General features: G+C 69.2%; 19 protein-coding genes. 13 read left to right on the forward strand and 6 right to left on the reverse strand.

Annotation, left to right across the window (positions count from 1 at the left end; translation table 11 throughout):
- From ACFOMP_RS13715 to ACFOMP_RS13730, 4 genes are all read right to left on the reverse strand, one after another.
- A partial coding sequence (locus ACFOMP_RS13715) for a motility-associated protein (RefSeq protein ID WP_379031627.1) occupies positions 1-156 on the reverse strand: 156 nt, incomplete at its 3' end.
- Positions 157-163: 7 nt separating this feature from the next.
- Entirely contained in the window at positions 164-703 is a 540-nt protein-coding gene (locus ACFOMP_RS13720; protein WP_379031481.1) for a MotE family protein, read from the reverse strand.
- Positions 696-1,043 carry a hypothetical protein gene (locus ACFOMP_RS13725; protein WP_289892994.1) on the reverse strand — a complete coding sequence of 116 codons (348 nt, stop codon included), beginning with the start codon at positions 1,041-1,043 and terminating at the stop codon, positions 696-698. The genes ACFOMP_RS13720 and ACFOMP_RS13725 overlap by 8 nt, the downstream gene beginning before the upstream one ends.
- A complete protein-coding gene (locus ACFOMP_RS13730; protein ID WP_379031485.1) occupies positions 1,040-1,525 on the reverse strand; it encodes a flagellar basal body-associated FliL family protein in 486 nt (161 codons plus the stop codon). Before ACFOMP_RS13730 ends, ACFOMP_RS13725 begins: the two co-directional genes overlap by 4 nt.
- Positions 1,526-1,642: 117 nt before the next feature.
- Between ACFOMP_RS13730 and fliF the strand changes: the two genes are divergently transcribed.
- From fliF to ACFOMP_RS13765, 7 genes are all read left to right on the forward strand, one after another.
- A complete protein-coding gene (fliF, locus tag ACFOMP_RS13735; protein WP_289892992.1) occupies positions 1,643-3,226 on the forward strand; it encodes a flagellar basal-body MS-ring/collar protein FliF in 1,584 nt (527 codons plus the stop codon).
- Entirely contained in the window at positions 3,223-3,783 is a 561-nt protein-coding gene (locus ACFOMP_RS13740) for a hypothetical protein (RefSeq protein ID WP_379031489.1), read from the forward strand. The genes fliF and ACFOMP_RS13740 overlap by 4 nt, the downstream gene beginning before the upstream one ends.
- 2 nt (positions 3,784-3,785) lie before the next feature.
- Positions 3,786-4,043 carry a FliM/FliN family flagellar motor C-terminal domain-containing protein gene (locus ACFOMP_RS13745; RefSeq protein ID WP_289892990.1) on the forward strand — a complete coding sequence of 86 codons (258 nt, stop codon included), beginning with the start codon at positions 3,786-3,788 and terminating at the stop codon, positions 4,041-4,043.
- On the forward strand, positions 4,040-4,762 hold the full coding sequence (gene fliP / locus ACFOMP_RS13750; protein WP_289892989.1) for a flagellar type III secretion system pore protein FliP: 723 nt from the start codon (positions 4,040-4,042) through the stop codon (positions 4,760-4,762). The genes ACFOMP_RS13745 and fliP overlap by 4 nt, the downstream gene beginning before the upstream one ends.
- 142 nt (positions 4,763-4,904) lie before the next feature.
- Positions 4,905-5,969 (forward strand): efflux RND transporter periplasmic adaptor subunit, encoded by a 1,065-nt coding sequence (locus tag ACFOMP_RS13755; protein ID WP_379031493.1) that lies wholly within the window; start codon positions 4,905-4,907, stop codon positions 5,967-5,969.
- Positions 5,969-7,066, forward strand: coding sequence for an efflux RND transporter periplasmic adaptor subunit (locus tag ACFOMP_RS13760; protein ID WP_379031496.1), 1,098 nt, complete (start codon positions 5,969-5,971; stop codon positions 7,064-7,066). The genes ACFOMP_RS13755 and ACFOMP_RS13760 overlap by 1 nt, the downstream gene beginning before the upstream one ends.
- Positions 7,063-10,158, forward strand: a complete 3,096-nt coding sequence (locus ACFOMP_RS13765) for an efflux RND transporter permease subunit (RefSeq protein WP_379031499.1) — start codon at positions 7,063-7,065, stop codon at positions 10,156-10,158. The genes ACFOMP_RS13760 and ACFOMP_RS13765 overlap by 4 nt, the downstream gene beginning before the upstream one ends.
- Positions 10,159-10,280: 122 nt before the next feature.
- On the opposite strand, the gene recQ is transcribed toward ACFOMP_RS13765, so the two are convergent.
- Both recQ and ACFOMP_RS13775 read right to left on the reverse strand, forming a co-directional pair.
- Positions 10,281-12,314 carry a DNA helicase RecQ gene (gene recQ, locus ACFOMP_RS13770; protein WP_379031501.1) on the reverse strand — a complete coding sequence of 678 codons (2,034 nt, stop codon included), beginning with the start codon at positions 12,312-12,314 and terminating at the stop codon, positions 10,281-10,283.
- Positions 12,315-12,608, reverse strand: coding sequence for a YggT family protein (locus tag ACFOMP_RS13775; RefSeq protein WP_019353400.1), 294 nt, complete (start codon positions 12,606-12,608; stop codon positions 12,315-12,317).
- Positions 12,609-12,754: 146 nt separating this feature from the next.
- On the opposite strand from ACFOMP_RS13775, the gene ACFOMP_RS13780 reads away from it, so the two are divergent.
- The 6 genes from ACFOMP_RS13780 to ACFOMP_RS13805 all read left to right on the forward strand — a co-directional run bounded on the left by ACFOMP_RS13780 (position 12,755) and on the right by ACFOMP_RS13805 (position 18,419).
- Positions 12,755-13,327: an acyl-CoA thioesterase gene (locus tag ACFOMP_RS13780; RefSeq protein WP_289892984.1), complete on the forward strand. Its 573-nt coding sequence runs from the start codon at positions 12,755-12,757 to the stop codon at positions 13,325-13,327.
- A gap of 15 nt (positions 13,328-13,342) precedes the next feature.
- On the forward strand, positions 13,343-14,764 hold the full coding sequence (locus ACFOMP_RS13785) for an MFS transporter (protein ID WP_379031505.1): 1,422 nt from the start codon (positions 13,343-13,345) through the stop codon (positions 14,762-14,764).
- Positions 14,761-15,633, forward strand: coding sequence for a penicillin-insensitive murein endopeptidase (gene mepA, locus ACFOMP_RS13790; RefSeq protein ID WP_289892982.1), 873 nt, complete (start codon positions 14,761-14,763; stop codon positions 15,631-15,633). The genes ACFOMP_RS13785 and mepA overlap by 4 nt, the downstream gene beginning before the upstream one ends.
- The gene (locus tag ACFOMP_RS13795) at positions 15,606-16,574 is read left to right on the forward strand and encodes an esterase-like activity of phytase family protein (protein ID WP_379031509.1); all 969 of its coding nucleotides are present in this window, start codon (positions 15,606-15,608) and stop codon (positions 16,572-16,574) included. Before mepA ends, ACFOMP_RS13795 begins: the two co-directional genes overlap by 28 nt.
- On the forward strand, positions 16,571-17,704 hold the full coding sequence (locus ACFOMP_RS13800; RefSeq protein ID WP_379031512.1) for a serine hydrolase domain-containing protein: 1,134 nt from the start codon (positions 16,571-16,573) through the stop codon (positions 17,702-17,704). The genes ACFOMP_RS13795 and ACFOMP_RS13800 overlap by 4 nt, the downstream gene beginning before the upstream one ends.
- 100 nt (positions 17,705-17,804) lie before the next feature.
- Complete coding sequence (locus ACFOMP_RS13805) at positions 17,805-18,419, forward strand: VUT family protein (RefSeq protein ID WP_019353354.1); 615 nt, start codon at positions 17,805-17,807, stop codon at positions 18,417-18,419.
- Positions 18,420-18,613 lie beyond the last annotated feature (194 nt).

The raw sequence follows: 18,613 nt of genomic DNA on the forward strand, positions 1-18,613 counted from the left end.
CTCGTTCGACAGCAGGAACGAGCCGATGGCCGCGCCGCCGATCATCATCAGTTCGAAGGGCAGCGAGTGCAGGATCACCCCCAGCTTGCCGCCCGCCATAATGTATCCGCCGAAGACCATGGCGAAGGTCACGACGATGCCGATCATGCCGATCATGGCCTACCTACTTTCTGGCTCTGATTGCGCCCATATACGAGGTCAGCACCGCGGCCTGACCCGGCTCGACCGAGGCCATGATGCGCGCGCCGGTCTCGGGCTGGACACGGGCGAGGATCTGGGCGGCGAAATCGGGCGGCAGGTTCGACAGCACCATCGCCGCCTGCTCGGGCTTCATCTGGTCGTAGACGGCGATCAGTTGGGCGATGTCCTCGGTCTGGGCCTGGGCTTGGCCCCGGTCGTTGCGGTCGATCTGCTGCTTCAGCTTGCGCAGTTCGACCAGCTTCCCGGTCAGCTGCTTTTCGGCGAAGGCGATCTCGGCCTTGCGGCGCTCGATCTCCTGCATGTAGCGGTCGATGCGCAGCGCGCGCTCGCGCAGCGTCTCGGCCAGGGCCACCGCCTCGGGGACATCGCTGCAGCCGGCCATCAGTTCGGCCGGTTCGGCATTGGCCCTCAGGCGCGAGGCGCCGTCCATCAGCATGACCGCCTGCGCGGCGGCGGCCAGCACCAGGACGCCGCCCAGGAAGGAAAGGATCGGCTTACGCATCGAGATCCGCCTCCTCGCGCCGGCGGCGGCGTTGCAGCCGGACATGCCGGGCCGGGCTGGCCTCGGCGAATTTCTGCTGCAGCGTCCAGAAGGCCCGCTCCTCCTTGGCGCGCTCGATCTCGTCGGCCAGGGCGCGGGTGGCCGCCGTCGCCTCTGCCTTGGCCAGCAGGATGGATTTCTCGAGCCGGCCGATCTCGCTGGTCATGACGGCGATGGCGCCGCCCAGCCCGGTCTCGAGATCGTTGAGCTTGCGCAACCGCCGCGACAGCGCAAAGCAGAAGGCCGACAGCCCGACGGTGAAGGTGATCAGAACGACCTGCAAAAGCTGGGCAATCGTCATTGGATCCTGAACTCCGTGATGAGGAGGTCGGTGAAGGCCTCCTTGCCCAGGACAAAGACGGCGCGGGTCGCCAGCTCGTCCCGGACGATGTCCAATATCCCGCGCTTCTCGAAGGCCGAGGCATCGACATCGGCGAGGAAGCTGTTGAAGGCATCCAGCAGTCGCGGGGTGAGATAGTCGACCTCGGCCTGGTGCGCCTGGTCGGTTTCGATCTTGACCGTCATCACCAAGGTCTGCGCCCGCGGTCCGGCCAGCGTCAGCACGATCTGGGGAATGTCGACGAAGACCACCGCCGGCAGGGCTTCCTGGGCGGCCGGCTTGTCCGCGTGCGGGGCCAGCAGCGACATCGGCGACCAGAAGCCCAGCCAGGTCGAGGCGAACCCCGCCCCGCCCAGCACCAGCGCCAGGCCCAGCGGCAGAAGGATGCGGCCAAGCCCTCTGCCGGATTTCTGTTCCGTGTTGATGTCGGCGACATCGCTCATGGTGATTCTCCATCCGTCTGCGATCTGGATAGCACCCGCGGGCTAACCAATTCTTAATCGCCCCCGTGCCAAGAAGGTCTCCGACGAAGATCACGCCGATTCGAGAAGGGGGCGGTTTTGCTGAAGCTGCAGGACTACTGGCGCGAGAGAAGCGCAAAGCAGAAGGCCATCCTGGCCGCGGCCTTCCTGTTCACATTCGCGGCGATTGCCGGCCTGTCCTGGATGGCCAGCCGGCCGGGGATGGCGCTGCTCTATTCCGGGCTGGACCCGCAGCAATCCGGCGCGGTGATGGCGGCGGTCGAGAAATCCGGCGTGCCCTACGAGATCCGCGGCGACACGATCTGGGTCGAGGAAGGCCAGCGCGACGCATTGCGCATGGCGCTGGCCGGCGAGGGGCTGCCCTCGGCCGGCGGCACCGGCTACGAGATTCTCGACGGCATGTCGGGCTTCGGCACCACCTCGCAGATGTTCGACGCCGCCTATTGGCGCGCCAAAGAGGGTGAACTGGCCCGCACCATCCTGGCCTTGCCCAATGTCCGCTCGGCCCGGGTCCACCTGGCCGTTCCCAACGGCCGAGGCTATCGGCGCGAGGCCGAGGCAACGGCCTCGGTCACGCTGACCACCGACGGCACGCCGATCACCCGCTCGCAGGCCAAGGCTTTGAAGTTCCTGGTTTCCTCTGGCGTTCCGGGCATGTCGGCGGATCGGGTGGCGGTGATCGACAGCGAACGCGGCGTGGTGTCCTCGGGCGAGGAATTCGCCGGCGAGGATCGCGAGGCCGACATGAAGCACAATGTCGAGCGCATCCTGGCCGCGCATGTCGGCAATGGCAATGCCATCGTCGAGTTGCACCTGGACGTGGTGAACGAATCCGAGCTGCTGACCGAACAGCGCTACGACCCGCAGCAACGGGCGCTGATCTCGCAGGAAAGCGAGGAAACCGCTGATCAAAGCACGAATGCGCAGCAGGGCGCGGTGACGGCCGCCTCGAACCTGCCGGAGGGACAGGACAGCGGCGGGGACCAAAGCAAGTCCTCGCGCTCCGAGACCCGCCAGCGTTCGAATTTCGAGGTCAGCAAGGTCACGCGCGAGGTCACGCGCCAGCCCGGCACCACCCGCCGCTTGACGGTCGCGGTCCTGGTGAACGGCGTCCCCCGGACCGAGGCGACTGGCGAGACCACGCTGGTCCCGCGCGAGGAGGCCGAGCTGCAGGCGCTGCGCGAACTCGTGGCCTCGGCGGTGGGTTTCGACGAGAGCCGCGGCGATGCGATCACCGTGAAGTCCCTGCCCTTTGCCTCGCTGTCCGAGGCCGGCACGCTGGCCAGCCAGGGCGGGTTGCTGTCGAAACTGGACCTGAACGGCTTCATCCGCATCCTGCTGGTCGGCTTCTTCGCCCTGGCGCTGGCGGCGTTCCTGCTGCGGCCGCTGCTTCGGGGCCGGCCGGCCGGCCATCCCGCCCTGGCGGCGCTGGACCAGTCGGGTGCGACCGGGGTCAAGGCCATCGAGGCCGGAAAACCCGTGGCCGAGACCGCGGGCCCGGTCATGGCAGTCGCCGAAATCGTCCCCGAAATCGACTTCACGCCGGTCTCGGCCGGCAGCGGCGACCCGGTCGGCCGGCTCAAGGAGTTGATGAAATCGCGCAAGGACGAAAGCCTGCAGATCCTCTCTGGCTGGATCGAGAAGCGTGAGGATGCGCTGTGAGACCCGCTGCATTGCGCCTTGATTCCTTCGCCGCCGGCCAGGCCCGGCCGGCGCGGCCGAGGACCGCCGCCGAGGTCGAGGAGGCCTTTCACCGCGGCCATGAACAGGGCCTGGCTGAGGGGCGGGAGCGCAGCCTCGACGCCCTGACCCAGGCCCTGGCGGAGATCCGGCAGGACATGCTCGTCGCCCGCCAGGCCGAGGCGGCGCTGCGCCGGGAAATCAATGCCGGCCTGGCGCCGGTCCTGCAGGCCATCGTCGCGCTCCTTGCCCCGCGCTCCGAGCGCGAGCGGTTGCGGGATGCCTTGGCCGGGGAAATCGCCCGGCTGGTCGAGCATGCGCCGGACTGCCGGCTTGTCCTTCGCTGCCCTGCCGATCTGCAACCGGACCTTGCGGAATGCCTGGACCGCGCCGGGCTTGCCGAGGCGCAGGTCGAGAATCTTTCGGCCGGGGCGCGCGTGGTCGAGCTTCTTTGCGGCCAGGGCCGGATCGTCTTCGATCCCGCCCGGGTTGCGGCCGACCTGACATCCATCATCGACGACATCATGACCGAGGAGTGATCATGGACGATCTCGCCAGCCTGATTGCAACCGACCAGATCCAGGTGGAAATCACCATCCGGCTGGGTGGCACGCAGCTTTCCGTCGCCGAACTCTCGCGCCTGCGCCCGGATGACGTCCTGACCCTGGACCACGACATGTCGGACGGCGTGGACATCTGCGTCGGCGACAAGGTCATCGCCCGGGGCGAGCTGGTTTCGGGCGACGAAGCGGACAATCGGCTTTGCGTCCGCATCCTCGGCCCGGCAGGCGTATCGTGATCCGCCTCGTCCTCATCATCGTCGGGTTGCTGCTGCCGCATGTCGCGGTGGCGCAGGACCTGACCCTGGACGGCGCCGGGCTGGAGGCGGTGGCAAGCGGTATCGGCCGACATTCCATCACCCTGCTTGCGGTCATGACCGCGCTGTCCCTGGCGCCGGGCATCGCGATCATGGTGACCTGCTTTCCCTTCATCGTGACGGTGCTGTCGATCCTGCGCCAGTCGATCGGGCTGCAGCAATCCCCTCCGAACATGCTGATCGTCAGCCTGGCCATGTTCCTGACCTGGTTCGTGATGAGCCCGGTGCTGACCGAGGCCTGGACGGTCGCCGGCGCCCCCCTGCGCGACGGCCGCATCGGCGTCGAACAGGCCTTCGAGCGCGGCATCGTGCCCTTTCGCGGCTTCATGGAGCAGCGCACCGACCCCGAGATGCTGGTCACGCTGGCCGAGATCTCGCCCGACCCGCAGGCACCGCCCGACCGGCTGTCGGTGCTGGTGCCCGCCTTCATGCTCAGCGAGATCCAGCGCGCCTTCGAGATCGGCTTCCTGGTGGCACTGCCCTTCCTAATCATCGATCTGGTGGTCTCGGCGGTGCTGATGTCGATGGGGATGATGATGGTGCCGCCGGCGGTCGTCGCCCTGCCCTTCAAGCTGGCCTTCTTCCTGGTGGTCGATGGCTGGGGCATGGTCGCGGCAGCGCTGGTGCGCAGCTATCAGTGACCCGAAGCGGTCATGCGGCCCGCCAAGATCACGGGAGCTCTGGCGGGAACCTTGCTGCGACCGTAAGGTCAACCTGCCCGGGGGCTTTCCTCAAGCCCGGATTGTGGGCATCAGACTTGCAAACCCATGAGACGGGGCTGACATGCCGCGCCTGACCATCCTGATCCTGGCCCTCCTGCCATTCGCCTCCTCTGCCCGGGCCGAAGCGCCGCTGCCGGTGGAATTCGTCGCCGTCGAGCGCACCGAACTGATCTTCGACGCCGCCCTGACCGGGACCATCGCCGCCAAGGACAGCGTCGACATGGGCTTCCGCCAGGGCGGCCGCATCACCGAGGTTCTGGTCCACGAGGGCGGCCGCGTCAGCAAAGGCCAGGCGCTGGCCCGCACCGATCCGCTGCAGCAGGAGCAGGCGCTGCGCGTGGCCGAAGCCGCCGTCGCCTCGGCCGAGGCGACCGAGGCCCAGGCGCGGCAGGCACTGGAACGCGCCGATGCCATGCTGAAGCGCGGCGTGGGCACCCGCGCCGCCCTGGACGCGGCAAGCCAGGGGCTTTCAGCAGCGACCGGCGGGCTGACGCAAGCGCGTTCCGCCCTGGGTCAGGCGCAGCGCGCGCTGGAAGATACCATTATCCGCGCCCCCACCGATGCGATCGTGATCTCGCGCAAGGCCGAACCGGGGCAGATCGTCGGCGCGGCCCAGGCGGTGCTCTCGCTTGCCTCGGCCACCGGGCGCGAGGCGGTGTTCCAGACGGCCGACACGCCGCTTTTGCGCGATGCGATCGGCGCACCGGTCTCGCTTTCCGGCATCGACTTTCCCGAATTGCGCATGACCGCTCATGTCACCGAGATCGCGCCGCTGGTCGATCCCTCCACCGGCTCGGTCACGGTCCGCGCCGAGATCGAGGATGCCCCCACCACCGTCAGCCTGCTGGGGGCGGCGGTCCGGGGCGCGGTGCATTATCCGGCCGGCAGCGGCATCGCCGTGCCCTGGACGGCACTGACCGCGGCCCAAGGCAAGCCGGCGGTCTGGCTGGTGGGCGACGCAAACCGCGTCTCGCTGGCGCCGGTGCAGATCGAGCGGTTCACCAACGGCACGGTGATTCTCAAGGACGGCGTCAAGCCGGGGCAGATCGTCGTCGGCGCCGGCGCGCAGCGGCTTTATCCGGGCCGCGAGGTCACCGATGCCGGCACCGCGGCGGAGGAGGAATGATGCGCAAGCCGGTAGCCCTTGCCCTGCTGCTTTCGCTGGTGCTCGCCCAGGGCGCGCCGGCCTTCGACCTGCCCTGGCGCAAGCCCCCGCCTGCGCCCGAGCCGGCGCCGCGCCCGGTGGTCAGCACCGTCGTCAGCGACGACATGACCGCCGGTCCTTCGATGCCGGGCGTGATCGCGGCCCGCATCGAGGTGGCGCTGGGTTTTCAGACCCTGGGCCGGGTGACGGCGCGCAATGTCGATATCGGCGATGCCGTCCGCAAGGGCCAGGTGCTGGCCACGCTCAACCCCGAGGATTTGCGGGGCGACGTTCGCGCCGCCCAGGCCGCGGTCGATGCCGCGACGGTCGAGCTGCGCACCGCCCAGGCCAGCGCCGACCGAACCCGGGCGCTGGCGCAGCGCAATGTCGCCTCGGCCGCGCAGCTGGAACAGGTCGAGCGCGCGCTGATCGCCGCCCGAGCCGCCGAACAGCAGGCCGAATCCGAGCTGATCCGCGCCCGCGACGCCGAGGGTTTCGCCGAGATGCGGGCGCCTTTCAACGGGGTGATCAGCGCCGTCTTCGCGAATGCCGGCGCGGTGGTGAGCGCGGGCGAACCCGTGGTCCAGCTTTCCACCCAGAAGGGCATCGAGGCGGTGATCGACCTGCCCGACATCGCGCTGTCGCGGATAAGGCACGGCGATCCCTACGAGGTCTGGTCCGAGAGCGATCCCGACCGCCTGCTGCCCGCCACCGTCTCGTTGATCGAGCCGGTGGCCGATGCCGTCACCCGAACCCGGCGGATTCACCTGGCGCTTCAGGACGATGCCGATCTTCGCCTGGGCGCCCTGGTCCGCGCCCGGCCCAGCAGCAAGGCCGCCACCCGCCTGGCATTGCCCGAGGCCGCCGTCCTGGAACGCGACGGCGCCCCGCATGTCTGGGTCGTGACCCGCACCGGCGATGACGCCAGGGTGGCGCTGCGCCGGATCGCCGCGCCGGGACCGGCGCTCAATGGCCGCGTCACCGTCGAATCCGGCCTGTCACCGGGCGAGGAGGTGGTGATCCGCGGCATCCATTCGCTGACCGAGGGCCAATCCGTGGGACAAAGCGTGACACCATGACGGGACGCGGCTTCAACCTTTCCGACTGGGCGCTGCACCACCGTTCTCTGGTGTGGTTCCTGCTGATCGTCTCGATGGTGGCGGGCACGCTCGGCTATCTGCGTCTGGGCCGCGAGGAGGACCCGAACTTCACCATCAAGATCATGGTGATCAGCGCCTCGCTGCCCGGCGCCACCATCGAGGACACGCTGGATCAGGTCACCACCCGGATCGAGACCAAGCTCGAGGAGCTGGACGAGCTGAAATTCACCCGCTCGGTCACCATGCCCGGCCAGTCCATCGTCTATCTGGAACTGGACCCGACGATCCGCGGCCCCCAGGTGCCGGAAGTATGGAAACGGGTCCGCAGCATGATGTCGGACATCCGCCCGGAATTTCCCCATGAATTCCAAGGCTTCCAGTTCAACGACGATTTCGGGGACGTGTTCGGCAACATCTTCGCCTTCACCTCGGACGGCTTCACCCAGCGCGAGCTGCGCGACAGGGTCGAGGATATCCGCAAGCAGGTCCAGGCCCTGCCGATGGCCGGCAAGACCTCGTTGCTGGGCGTGCGCAAGGAACAGATCTACCTGGAATTCTCCTCGGCCCGGCTGGCGGCGCTGGGGCTGAACCACAACCAGGTGGTGCAGACGCTGGCGGTGCAGAACGCCATCACCCCCTCGGGCATCGTGCAGGCGGGGCCGGAGCAGGTGCTGGTGCGCGTCGGCGGGCAGTTCGACGACGCGGCCTCGATCGCGGCGGTGAACCTGCGGGTGGGCGACCGTTTCTTCAACATCGGCGACGTGGCGACCGTCCGGCGCGGCTACGAGGATCCGCCCAGCGCGCTGTTCCGCTATAACGGCCGCGAGGCCATCGGCTTGCAGATCGGCATGCGCGACGGCGGCAACATCCTGGAATTCGGCAAGCAGGTCGACGCGCTGATGGCCGGGGTGGCGCGTAGCCTGCCTATCGGCATCGAGATGGCCAAGTTCGCCGACCAGCCGCATGTGGTGGACGAGGCCGTCGGCCATTTCGTGCAGGCCCTGGCCGAGGCGGTCGCCATCGTGCTGCTGGTCAGCTTCGTCAGCCTGGGCCTGCGCGCCGGGCTGGTGGTGACGCTGACCATCCCGCTGGTGCTGGCGATCACCTTCGTGATCCTGGACCTCTACGGCATCACCCTGCAGCGCATCTCGCTGGGGGCGCTGATCATCGCGCTGGGGCTTCTGGTCGACGACGCGATGATCGCCATCGAGACGATGATCTCGCGCCTCGAGGTCGGCGACAGCCTCGAGCGCGCCGCCAGCTACGCCTGGAGCTCCATCGCCTTCCCGATGCTGACCGGCACGCTGGTCACGGTGGCGGGCTTCATCCCCATCGGACTGAACAATTCGGCGGCGGGCGAGTTCACCTTTTCGCTGTTCGTGGTCATCGCCGTCTCGCTGATCGTCAGCTGGATCGTGGCGGTGCTGTTCGCGCCGCTGCTGGGCGTGACGCTGCTGCCCGCCCGCATGAAGCACGCGGCCGAGGGTCCGGGCTGGCTGCGGCGGCGTTTCCACGGGCTGCTGCTCTGGGGCATGCAGCACAAGTGGCCGACCATCGCCATCACCCTGGCGGTCTTCGGTGCCTCGGTCTTTGGCATGCGCTTCGTCGAGCAGCAGTTCTTCCCGACCTCGGACCGGACCGAAATCATCGTGGACGTGACCGAACGCGCCAATGCCTCGATCGCCAAGACCGACGCCGACATGACCCGGATCGAGACGATGCTGGCCGGCGAACAGGACGCGCTGTTCTGGACCACCTATGTCGGCCGCGGCGCACCGCGCTTCGTGTTGTCGATGGATGTGCCGACGCCGGGCCCCTATATGGGCCAGATCGTGATCCAGACCCCCGACCTTGCGGCGCGCGACCGGCTCAAGGCCAGGCTGGTGGAGTTTGGCCGCAACCAGCTGGTCGGCACCGATCTTTACGTGAAGAATCTCGAGATCGGGCCGCCGGTCGGCAAGCCGGTGCAATACCGGGTCTCGGCCGCGGATCCCGACCAGGCCCGGGACGCGGCACGCGACCTGGCGGCGGTTCTGGCGACCGAGCCGCGGCTGCGCGACATCGCGCTGGACTGGAACGAGCCCGCCCGCGTGGTGCGGCTGCAGGTCAACCAGGACCAGGCCCGGCGGCTGGGGCTGACGAACGAGGATATCTCGGGCGCGCTTTCGGGCACCTTCACCGGCCGGACCATCACCCAGCTTCGCGACGGGATCTTCCTGATCAACGTCACCGCGCGGGGGGCGCAGGCGGATCGCGAGTCGGTGGAATCGATCCAGAACCTGCAACTGGCGACACCGACCGGCACGCCGATCCCGCTCGCCTCGCTGGCCAAGCTGGAATACGGTACCGAGCAGCCGCTGATCATGCAGCGCGACGGCTTGCCGACGGTAACGGTCAAGGCCGACATCGCCAGCAAGGACCAGCCCGCCACGCTGGTCGCGGCCCTGGCCGACCGGGTGGCTGCGTTCCAAAGCACCCTGCCCGCCGGCGTCAGGCTGGCGGTCGGCGGCACGGTCGAGACCTCGGCCGAAAGCCAGGAGCCGATCGCGGCGGTGGTCCCGGTCATGCTGCTGGTCATGGCATTGCTGGTCATGGTGCAGATGCAGGGCTTCCGGCTGTCCTTCATCGTCTTTGCCGCGGCGCCGCTGGGGCTGATCGGCGTGGTCGCGGCGCTTTTGCCTTTCGGGGTGCCGATGGGCTTCGTCGCCATCCTGGGCATCCTGGCGCTGATCGGCATCCTGATCCGCAACTCGGTGATCCTGGTGCACGAGATCCAGGTGCTGATCGCCCAGGGCCATTCCCGCTGGAACGCCGTGTTCGAGGCCTCGGACAGCCGCGCCCGGCCGATCCTGCTGACGGCGGCGGCGGCCAGTCTGGCGCTGATCCCGATCTCGCGACAGGTGTTCTGGGGACCGATGGCCTTCGCGATGATGGGCGGCATCATCGCCGGCACGCTGGTCACGCTGATCTTCGTTCCGGCGCTTTACTGCGCGGTGTTCGGCGTGCGACCGCCCGAGGGCGATCCCATGCCCGGCGCCGAGGACCGCGCCCGCGCCGCGGCGCATCAATAAGGGGAAAAAGGCCGATGATCCGAAACCTGCTGCTGGCCGTGCTGCTGCTTTTGCCGCTGGCGGGCTGCGACACGATCTGCACCTGCCGCACCTGCAAGCTGTGCATCAGCCTCTAGCCGGGCTCAGGCCCCGGGATCGGCGGCGATCTCGACGGCGAAGCTAGCGCCGAAACGGTCCAGCCGCGCCGCGTCCAGATAGCGCGACAGGTCGCGCGGCCGGTCCTCGGCGATGCGGCGCAGGATCGAGTTGCTGACCGAAAGCGGCTTTTCCGTGCCGTCCTCGCCGCGCGCCAGCCGGGCCTGTGCCTCGGCCAGCCGGTCGAACAGCGCACCCGCATCGCGCCCGGCCAGCGCCCGGCGCGCCGGATGCATCGGCGCTACCTCGCCGGCGATGACGCGCAGGAAATCTTCGCCATAGCTTTCCAGCTTCTTGGCGCCGACACCGTTCACCCGCGCCATCTCGTCCAGCGTCTTGGGGCGGGTCTGGACCATCTCGATCAGGGTGCGGTCGGGGAAGATGACATAGGCCGGCACCCGCGCCGCCTCGGCCAGCGCGCGGCGCTTGGCCTTCAGCGCGGAAAGCAGCGGCGCGTCCTCGTCATCGACCTGGGTACGGACGACCACGGCGGGACGGGCGCGGGTCATGGCGTCGCGGCGCAGGGTGATCCGCTCCTCGCCGCGCAGCACCGGATGGGCGGCGGCGGTGATGGCAAGGCCGCCGTGGCGTTCCGGGTCGGGGCGGATCAGGTCGCGGCCCAGCATCTGCCGGATCACCGCCTGCCATTGCGCCTTGGACAGGTCGCGGCCGACGCCGAAGGTCGGCAGCCGGTCATGACCGCGCTGGCCGATACGTTCGGTCATGGTGCCCGTCAGCACGTCGATGACATGACCGGCGCCATAGGTCTGGCCGGTGCGCAGCACCGCCGACAGCACCTTCTGCGCCGCCTCGGTGGCGTCGAAACATTCCGGCGGGTTGTCGCAGATGTCGCAATTGCCGCAGGGCGACGCCTCTTCGCCGAAATAGCCCAGCAGGGCGACGCGGCGGCAGGCGGTGGCCTCGGCCAGGCCCAGCAGCGCGTTCAGCCGGGCATGGTCGGCGGCCTTGCGCTCGGCCGGGGCCAGCCCCTCGTCGATCTGGCCGCGGCGCAGGCGGATGTCGTCGGGGCCGTAAAGCGTCAGGGTCTCGGCCGGGGCGCCGTCGCGGCCGCCTCGGCCGATCTCCTGGTAATAGGCCTCGATGGATTTCGGCAGGTCGGCATGGGCGACCCAGCGGATGTCGGGCTTGTCGATCCCCATGCCGAAGGCCACGGTCGCGACCACGATCAGCCCGTCCTCGCGCTGGAACCGCGCCTCGACCTCGCGCCGGGCCTCGGCCTCCATGCCGCCGTGATAGGCGACCGCGGCAAGGCCCGCGTCGTTCAGGGCCCCGGCCAGCGTCTCGGTCTTGGCGCGGGTGCCGCAATAGACGATGCCGGACTGGCCCCGACGCGCGGCGGCGAAGTCGAGGATCTGCCGGCGCGGCCCGTCCTTGGGCTGAAAGGCCAGGCGGATGTTCGGCCGGTCGAAGCCGCGCAGGAAGGATTGCGGCTGCGCGCCGTCGAACAGGCGCTTGACGATTTCCTCGCGCGTTTCCGCATCCGCGGTGGCGGTGAAGGCGGCCAGCGGCACCGACAGCGCCCGGCGCAATTCGCCCACGCGCAGATAGTCGGGGCGGAAATCATGGCCCCATTGGCTGACGCAATGCGCCTCGTCCACGGCAATCGCCTGCACGCCGGCGCGGCGCAGCATCGGGATGGTCGCGCCCGAGGCCAGCCGCTCGGGCGCCATGTACAGAAGCCGCAGCTCGCGCGCGGCCATGGCCCGCAGGACTTCGCTGTTCTCCTCGTCGGAATTGCCGCTGGTCAGGGCGGCGGCCGCCACGCCCGCCTCGGTCAGCGCCCGCACCTGGTCGCGCATCAGGGCGATCAGCGGCGAGATCACCACCGTCAGCCCGTCGCGCATCAGCGCCGGCAGCTGGTAGCACAGCGACTTGCCGCCGCCGGTCGGCATGATCGCCAGCACGTCGCGCCCCGAGGCGACGGCATCGACGATCTCCTCCTGCCCCGGACGGAAGGCGTCGAAGCCGAAGACCTGCCGCAGAAGGGGGGCGGCCGACATCTAGAAGCCGTAGAACCAGCCGGCGTTGTTGGCGAGCGCGCGCTGCAGGATGATGATGGCGATGAACACCACCAGCGGCGCCAGATCCAGCCCGCCGGTATTGGGCAGGATCCTGCGCACCGGCGCGTAGATCGGCTCCAGCAGGCGATTGAGCCCGTTCCAGATCTGCCAGATCAGCGGCTGGCGCAGGTTCAGCACCTGGAAGTTGATCAGCCAGGACATGATGATATGGGCGATCATCACGAACCAGACCACGTCGAGTATCAGCATCAAGGCTTCGTAGAGCGTGCCCATTCCATTCCCTTCCGGCTGTTCCCCGGACAGGTAAGGCAGGCATCCGCGTTGCGCAAGCTGCAAGCATGGCCGCAGCGTTCCGATTGACGCCCCGGCAGGCCGCCGCTAGCCCCCGCCGCGTTGTCCAAGGCAGAAGGAAGCCGCCCATGTATCCCATGCTCCGCTTTGCCAAGGAGATGCTGAAGTTCCGCCGCAGCCCCCGGATCGGGGTGCTGGACGCGCATGTCTCGACCCATCGCTGCTGGCCCTGGGATCTGGACCCGTGGATCGAGCTGAACAACGGCCGCACCCTGACGCTTTACGACCTGGGCCGGCTGCCGATGGCGGTCCGCACCGGCATCATCGGCACGATGCGCGAAAACGGCTGGGGCATCACCGTGGCCGGGAACACCGTGCGCTACCGGCGGCGGATCAAGGGATTCCAGCGCTTCACCATGGTCTCGCGCACACTGGGCTGGGACGCGCGCTTCCTTTACATGGAACAGAGCATGTGGCGGGCGGGCGAGTGCTGCAACCACATGCTGCTGCGCGGCGCCATCACCTCGGCCCAGGGCATCGTCGCGCCGGCGCGGCTGATGCAGGCGGCCGGGCGCGACCCGGAAAGCCCCGCGCTGCCGGGCTGGGTCCAGGCCTGGATCGCCGCGGATGCCGAGCGGCCCTGGCCGCCGGTGCTGCCGCCGACTACCCCAGCCGACCGGAATGCCGACTTGCCAGCCTGACCGCGCTGGGGCCTTATGCGCCCCGAACGGCGGGACACAGGGCGCGCTTCGGCGCACCTCCAAGGGCGGGGAACCATCATGGAACGCAGGCGGATCTGGGGCTGGTGGTTCTTCGACTGGGCCAGCCAGCCCTTCGCGACGCTGCTGATGACCTTCATCTTCCCGGTCTATTACGCCGAGGTCGCCCGCCAGCACTATATCGCGCAGGGCATGACGCCCGAGGCGGCGGGGGCGGCGGCGCAGTCGCTCTGGGGCTACGGGCTGGGCATCTGCGGCGTCATCATCGCCGTCCTCGCCCCGGTGCTGGGCGCCATCGCCGACAATAGCGGGCGGCGGCTGGTCTGGGTCTGGATCTTTTCCGCCTTCTACATGGCGGGCGCCTGGGGGCTGTGGCTGCTGATGCCGGACCAACCGAACCTGCATCTGGCAATCATCAGCTTCGGCATCGGGCTGATCGGCATGGAATTCGCCACCATCTTCACCAATGCCCTGCTGCCGGGGCTGGCACCGCATGACGAGATCGGCCGCGTCTCGGGCTCGGGCTTCGCCTTCGGCTATCTCGGCGGGGTGATCGCGCTGGCGGTGGTGCTGCTGTGCCTGGCCGAGAACCCGCAGACCGGCCGCACCATGCTGGGGATCCCCCCGGTGCTGGGCCTTGATCCGGGCCTGCGCGAGGGCACGCGGGCGGCGGGGCCGTTCACCGCGCTGTGGTATCTGGTCTTCATGATCCCCTTCGCGCTCTGGGTGCCCGAGACGCCGGGACCGCGCCGGCCGGTGCGGCCGGGTGCGGCGATGCGGGCGCTGGCGCAATTGCTGGCCAGCCTGCGCTGGCGGCATTCGCTGGCGGCCTGGCTGGTCTCGTCGATGTTCTCGCGCGATGCGCTGAACGCGCTTTACGCCTTTGGCGGCGTCTATGCCGGCACGGTGCTGGGCTGGCCGGTGTTCCTGGCCGGGGTCTTCGGCGTGGTCAGCGCCGTCTCGGCCGCGGTCATCAGCTGGATCGGCGGCCGCGCCGACCGGCGCTGGGGGCCGAAGCCGGTGATCGTCGCCTGCACGCTGGTGCTGGCCGGGGTCTGCGTGCTGCTGACCGGCATGAGCCGCGAGCAGGTGCTGGGCCTGCCGTTGGCCGAGGGCTCGCGCCTGCCCGACGCGCTGTTCTTCCTCTGCGGTGCGCTGATCGGCGGCGCGGGGGGGGCGCTGCAATCGGCCAGCCGCACGATGATGGTGCGCCACACCACGCCCGAGCGCGCCACCGAGGCCTTCGGCCTCTACGCGCTGTCGGGCAAGGCGACGGCGTTCCTGGCGCCGCTGCTGATCGCCGCGGTGACGGATGTGACCGGAAGCCAACGGCTCGGCATCTCTCCGCTCATCGGGATGTTCCTTCTGGCGCTGATTCTGCTAGTTTGGGTCAAAGCAAAAGGAGAGGCCGAGCAGTGATCCGCAAATTCCTGACCGCCGCCGTGCTGGCATTGACCGGGCTTGGCCTCGTGCAACCCGCCGGGGCCGACCCGCTGGCCCGCAGCGTCTTCGGCGCGGTTCCCGGCCCGACCGGCGGCGCCCCCGTCTCGATCGGGTTCTACTCCAAGGGCTGCGTCTCGGGGGCCGTGCAGCTGCCGGAATCCGGCCCGACCTGGCAGGCGATGCGCCTGTCGAGGAACCGCAATTGGGGTCATCCCGAACTGGTCGGCTTCCTGATCGGCCTGTCGCAGGCCGCGCGCCAGGCCGGCTGGCAGGGGCTTTACATCGGCGACATGGGCCAGCCGCGCGGCGGCCCGATGACCTCGGGCCATGCCAGCCACCAGTCCGGCCTTGATGCCGATGTCTGGATGCTGCCGCCGCAAAGCCTGCGCCTGACCGCGGCGCAGCGCGAGCGGATCTCGTCGCAATCGGTGGTGAACCGGGCCGGCACCGCGCCCTCGGGCCTGTGGAGCGGCAGTCACATGGCGATCATGCGCGCCGCCGCCCGCGATCCGCGGGTCGAACGCATCTTCGTCGATCCGGTGGCCAAGCTGGCGATGTGCCAGACCGAAACCGGCGACCGCCGCTATCTGCGCAAGATCCGGCCGCTGGGCGGGCATGACTATCACTTCCATGTCCGGATGGCCTGCCCGGCGGGCTCGGTCTGCCAGCAGCAGGACGCGCCGCCGCCCGGCGACGGCTGCGCCGAGGCGGCGGAATGGATCAAGAACCGCATCGATCCCAGCCGGGTCAAGCCGGTGCCGCCCGACCCGAACTATCGCCACCCCCGCAGCTTCCGGCTGAGCGAGATGCCCCGTCAATGCCAGGTCGTCGCCACCGCCCGCTAAGGCGCGGCGGCCCGGCCGGCGGCGCGGCAGCGCGGTCCCGCCGCCTGCCGGGTCTGGCGCTGTCGCTGCTGCTGCTCTCCGCCTCCTCGGCCTGCGCGGCCGATCCGGCGCCCTCGGCGGCGCCGCGTGTCGATTACGTCGCCACCTATGTCTGGCAGCTGGAGGACGAGAGTTTCGGCGGCTTCTCGGGCATCGAGATCAGCGCCGACGGCAGCCGCTTCACCGCGCTTTCGGACCGCGCCACCATCCGCTGGGGCAGCGTCGAGCGCGACGCCCAGGGCCGGATTCGCGGGCTGGAGCTGGCCGGCCGCGCCCGGCTGCGCGACAGCACCGGCAAACCGCTGAAACCCGGCTGGCAGGGCGACAGCGAGGGGCTGGCCATCGCGCCCGACGGCACGCTCTGGATCAGCTTCGAGGGGCTGACCCGCATCGCCCGCCACGACACGCCCGACAGCCCCGCCAAGCCCCTGCCCCGGCCGCCGGAGTTCAAGACCATGCAGCGCAATTCCTCGCTGGAGGCGCTGGCGATCCTGCCCGACGGCACGCTCTTGACCCTGCCCGAGCGGTCCGGCGCGCTGACCCGACCATTTCCGGTCTGGCGCTGGCGGGACGGCAGATGGGATCAGCCCTTCTCAATCCCGCGCTCGGGCGACTGGCTGGCGGTCGGCGCCGATATCGGCCCGGACGGGCGCTTCTACCTGCTGGAACGCGACTTCAAGGGCCTGCTGGGCTTCCGCTCCCGCGTCCGCCGCTTCGACCTGTCGGAAACCGGCGTCTCGAACGAGCGGGTGCTGCTGGAATCCCGGCCGCTGCAATATGACAATCTTGAGGGGATCTCGGTCTGGCATGACGGGCGGGGTATCCGCATGACCTTGATCTCGGATGACAATTTCGGCTGGTTGCAACGCACCGAACTGGTGGAATACCGGGTGGCAGAATGAGCCTTTCCGCCAGCGTCGCCGCCCTGGACCGCGCCGTCGACCGCGCGCTGGCCGAGCGGCGGATCGTCGGCTGCGTGGTCCTGCTGGCCGAAGCCGGTCGGCTGGTCCATGCCCGTGCCGCAGGCTTCGCCGACCGCGAATCCGGCCGGCCGATGCGGCGGGCGACCTGGCTGCGCTACGCCTCGGTCTCGAAACCCTTCACCACGGTCGCGGCATTGCGGCTGATGCAGACGGGCCGGCTGACGCCCGAGGATCCGGTGACGCGCTGGCTGCCGGATTTCACCCCCGCCCTGCCCGACGGCAACCGCCCCGTGATCACCGTCGATCAGCTGATGGCGCATCTGGCCGGGCTGGATTACGGTTTCAACCAGCCGCCGGAGGGGCCCTATGCCCGCGCCCAGGTCTCGGACGGGATCGGCGACAGCGGCCTCTCGCTGGCCGAAAACCTGCGCCGCATCGCCTCGGTGCCGCTGGACCGGCTGCCCGGGACGCGCTGGCGCTATTCGGTGGCGACCGACGTGCTGGGTGCGGTGATCGAGGCCGCCGCCGACATGCCGCTGCCCGAGGCCATGGCCCGGCTGGTCACCGACCCGCTGGGCGTCGAAGCCGGCTTCCACGCCCCGGATTCCGTCGATCTGGCCGCGAATTACGCCGATGCCCGCCCCGAGCCGCGGCGGATGCGCGGCCCGACCCGGGTCCGGAACCCACTGCAGCCCGAACAAGGCTATGCCTATCTGCCCGAGCGCATCCGCGACCCTTCCGCCTATCCGTCCGGCGGCGGCGGCATGGCCGGCACGGCCGAGGCGGCGCTGGCGCTGCTGGAAACCCTGCGCGAGGGCAGTTTCCTGGCCGGGAACCTGCGCGCCGAGGCGCGGCAGAACCGCATCCGCCAGCGCCACCCGCTGCGCGGTCCCGGCTGGGGCCACGCCTGGGCGGGCGCGGTGATCACCGAGGCCGAGGCGGCCGGCATCGGCCTGCCGCAGGGCAGCCTGGGCTGGGGCGGCATCTACGGTCACAGCTGGATCGTCGATCCCGCCCGGCGCCGCAGCCTGGTGGCGCTGACCAATACGGCGCTCGAAGGCATGAACGGCGCCTTCGCGGTGGAAATCGCCGCCGCGGCCGCGCTATAAGCCCGCGCAAGATCGTTGACAGAATCCCCGGACGGCCTTATGCGGCCTTGCCCCGCACGGGGCCGAGTCTCCGCGACCTTGCCAAAACGGAAAACCAGACATGCCCCGTATCCTTCCCGGCGTCATCGCCATGGCCATCGTCGTGGTGGCCTCGAACATCCTGGTCCAGCACCTGCTGGGCGCCTGGCTGACCTGGGGGGCGCTGACCTATCCGGTCGCCTTCCTGGTGACCGACATCATGAACCGGGTCTATGGCCCGACCGCCGCGCGCAAGGTGGTCTATGCCGGCTTCGTGACCGGCGTGCTGTGTTCGCTGGTCGCCGCCGGCATGGACAAGACCACGCTGCGCATCGCCGTCGCCTCGGGCGCCGCGTTCCTTTCGGCGCAGCTGATGGACATTGCCGTCTTCAACCAGTTGCGAAAATACAACTGGTGGCTACCACCCCTGGCGGCCAGCGTCGCCGGGTCGATCTTCGATACGGCTGTCTTCTTCAGCATCGCCTTTGCCACGCAACTGACGCCGCTCTTTCCGGCGGACGATGTTTCCTGGGCAAATGAACTGGTTCCGCTGCTGGGCCATGGCCCGGCGCAGCCGCTGTGGGTGTCGCTGGCCGTCGCCGACTGTTCGGTGAAGCTGGCGCAGGCCGTGCTGGCGCTCGTGCCGTTCCGCATCGCCGTCGGAAATTTGATCCGGCGCCGCGCGCAAATTCATTGACTGTTAATGGTTCTGTGGCAGGCTGAACCCATACGGCAACTTATTGAAAGGAGGTGGTCCAGTGTCGAGAGTGATATTGGAGAGAGGTGTCGGGACAGTCAGGGGGGCCGTGGCCTGAGGGCAGCCCCAAGGGTCGCAAACCCTGGCTGGGACGGTGGGCACCAACCCTAACCGGACCATCTCCGTGGATCTCG

The organism is Paracoccus simplex (assembly GCF_042648325.1).
Taxonomy (GTDB): Bacteria; Pseudomonadota; Alphaproteobacteria; order Rhodobacterales; family Rhodobacteraceae; genus Paracoccus; species Paracoccus simplex.

Coding starts and splice junctions, on each gene's coding strand:
- ACFOMP_RS13805 (WP_019353354.1), top strand. CDS start 17,805: ATGCCCCGTATCCTTCCCGGCGTCATCGCCATGGCCATCGTCGTGGTG.
- ACFOMP_RS13755 (WP_379031493.1), top strand. CDS start 4,905: ATGCCGCGCCTGACCATCCTGATCCTGGCCCTCCTGCCATTCGCCTCC.
- ACFOMP_RS13725 (WP_289892994.1), bottom strand. CDS start 1,043: ATGACGATTGCCCAGCTTTTGCAGGTCGTTCTGATCACCTTCACCGTC.
- ACFOMP_RS13730 (WP_379031485.1), bottom strand. CDS start 1,525: ATGAGCGATGTCGCCGACATCAACACGGAACAGAAATCCGGCAGAGGG.
- ACFOMP_RS13785 (WP_379031505.1), top strand. CDS start 13,343: ATGCGCCCCGAACGGCGGGACACAGGGCGCGCTTCGGCGCACCTCCAA.
- ACFOMP_RS13775 (WP_019353400.1), bottom strand. CDS start 12,608: ATGGGCACGCTCTACGAAGCCTTGATGCTGATACTCGACGTGGTCTGG.
- ACFOMP_RS13765 (WP_379031499.1), top strand. CDS start 7,063: ATGACGGGACGCGGCTTCAACCTTTCCGACTGGGCGCTGCACCACCGT.
- recQ (WP_379031501.1), bottom strand. CDS start 12,314: ATGTCGGCCGCCCCCCTTCTGCGGCAGGTCTTCGGCTTCGACGCCTTC.
- ACFOMP_RS13745 (WP_289892990.1), top strand. CDS start 3,786: ATGGACGATCTCGCCAGCCTGATTGCAACCGACCAGATCCAGGTGGAA.
- ACFOMP_RS13760 (WP_379031496.1), top strand. CDS start 5,969: ATGCGCAAGCCGGTAGCCCTTGCCCTGCTGCTTTCGCTGGTGCTCGCC.
- ACFOMP_RS13780 (WP_289892984.1), top strand. CDS start 12,755: ATGTATCCCATGCTCCGCTTTGCCAAGGAGATGCTGAAGTTCCGCCGC.
- ACFOMP_RS13720 (WP_379031481.1), bottom strand. CDS start 703: ATGCGTAAGCCGATCCTTTCCTTCCTGGGCGGCGTCCTGGTGCTGGCC.
- ACFOMP_RS13795 (WP_379031509.1), top strand. CDS start 15,606: ATGCCAGGTCGTCGCCACCGCCCGCTAAGGCGCGGCGGCCCGGCCGGC.
- ACFOMP_RS13800 (WP_379031512.1), top strand. CDS start 16,571: ATGAGCCTTTCCGCCAGCGTCGCCGCCCTGGACCGCGCCGTCGACCGC.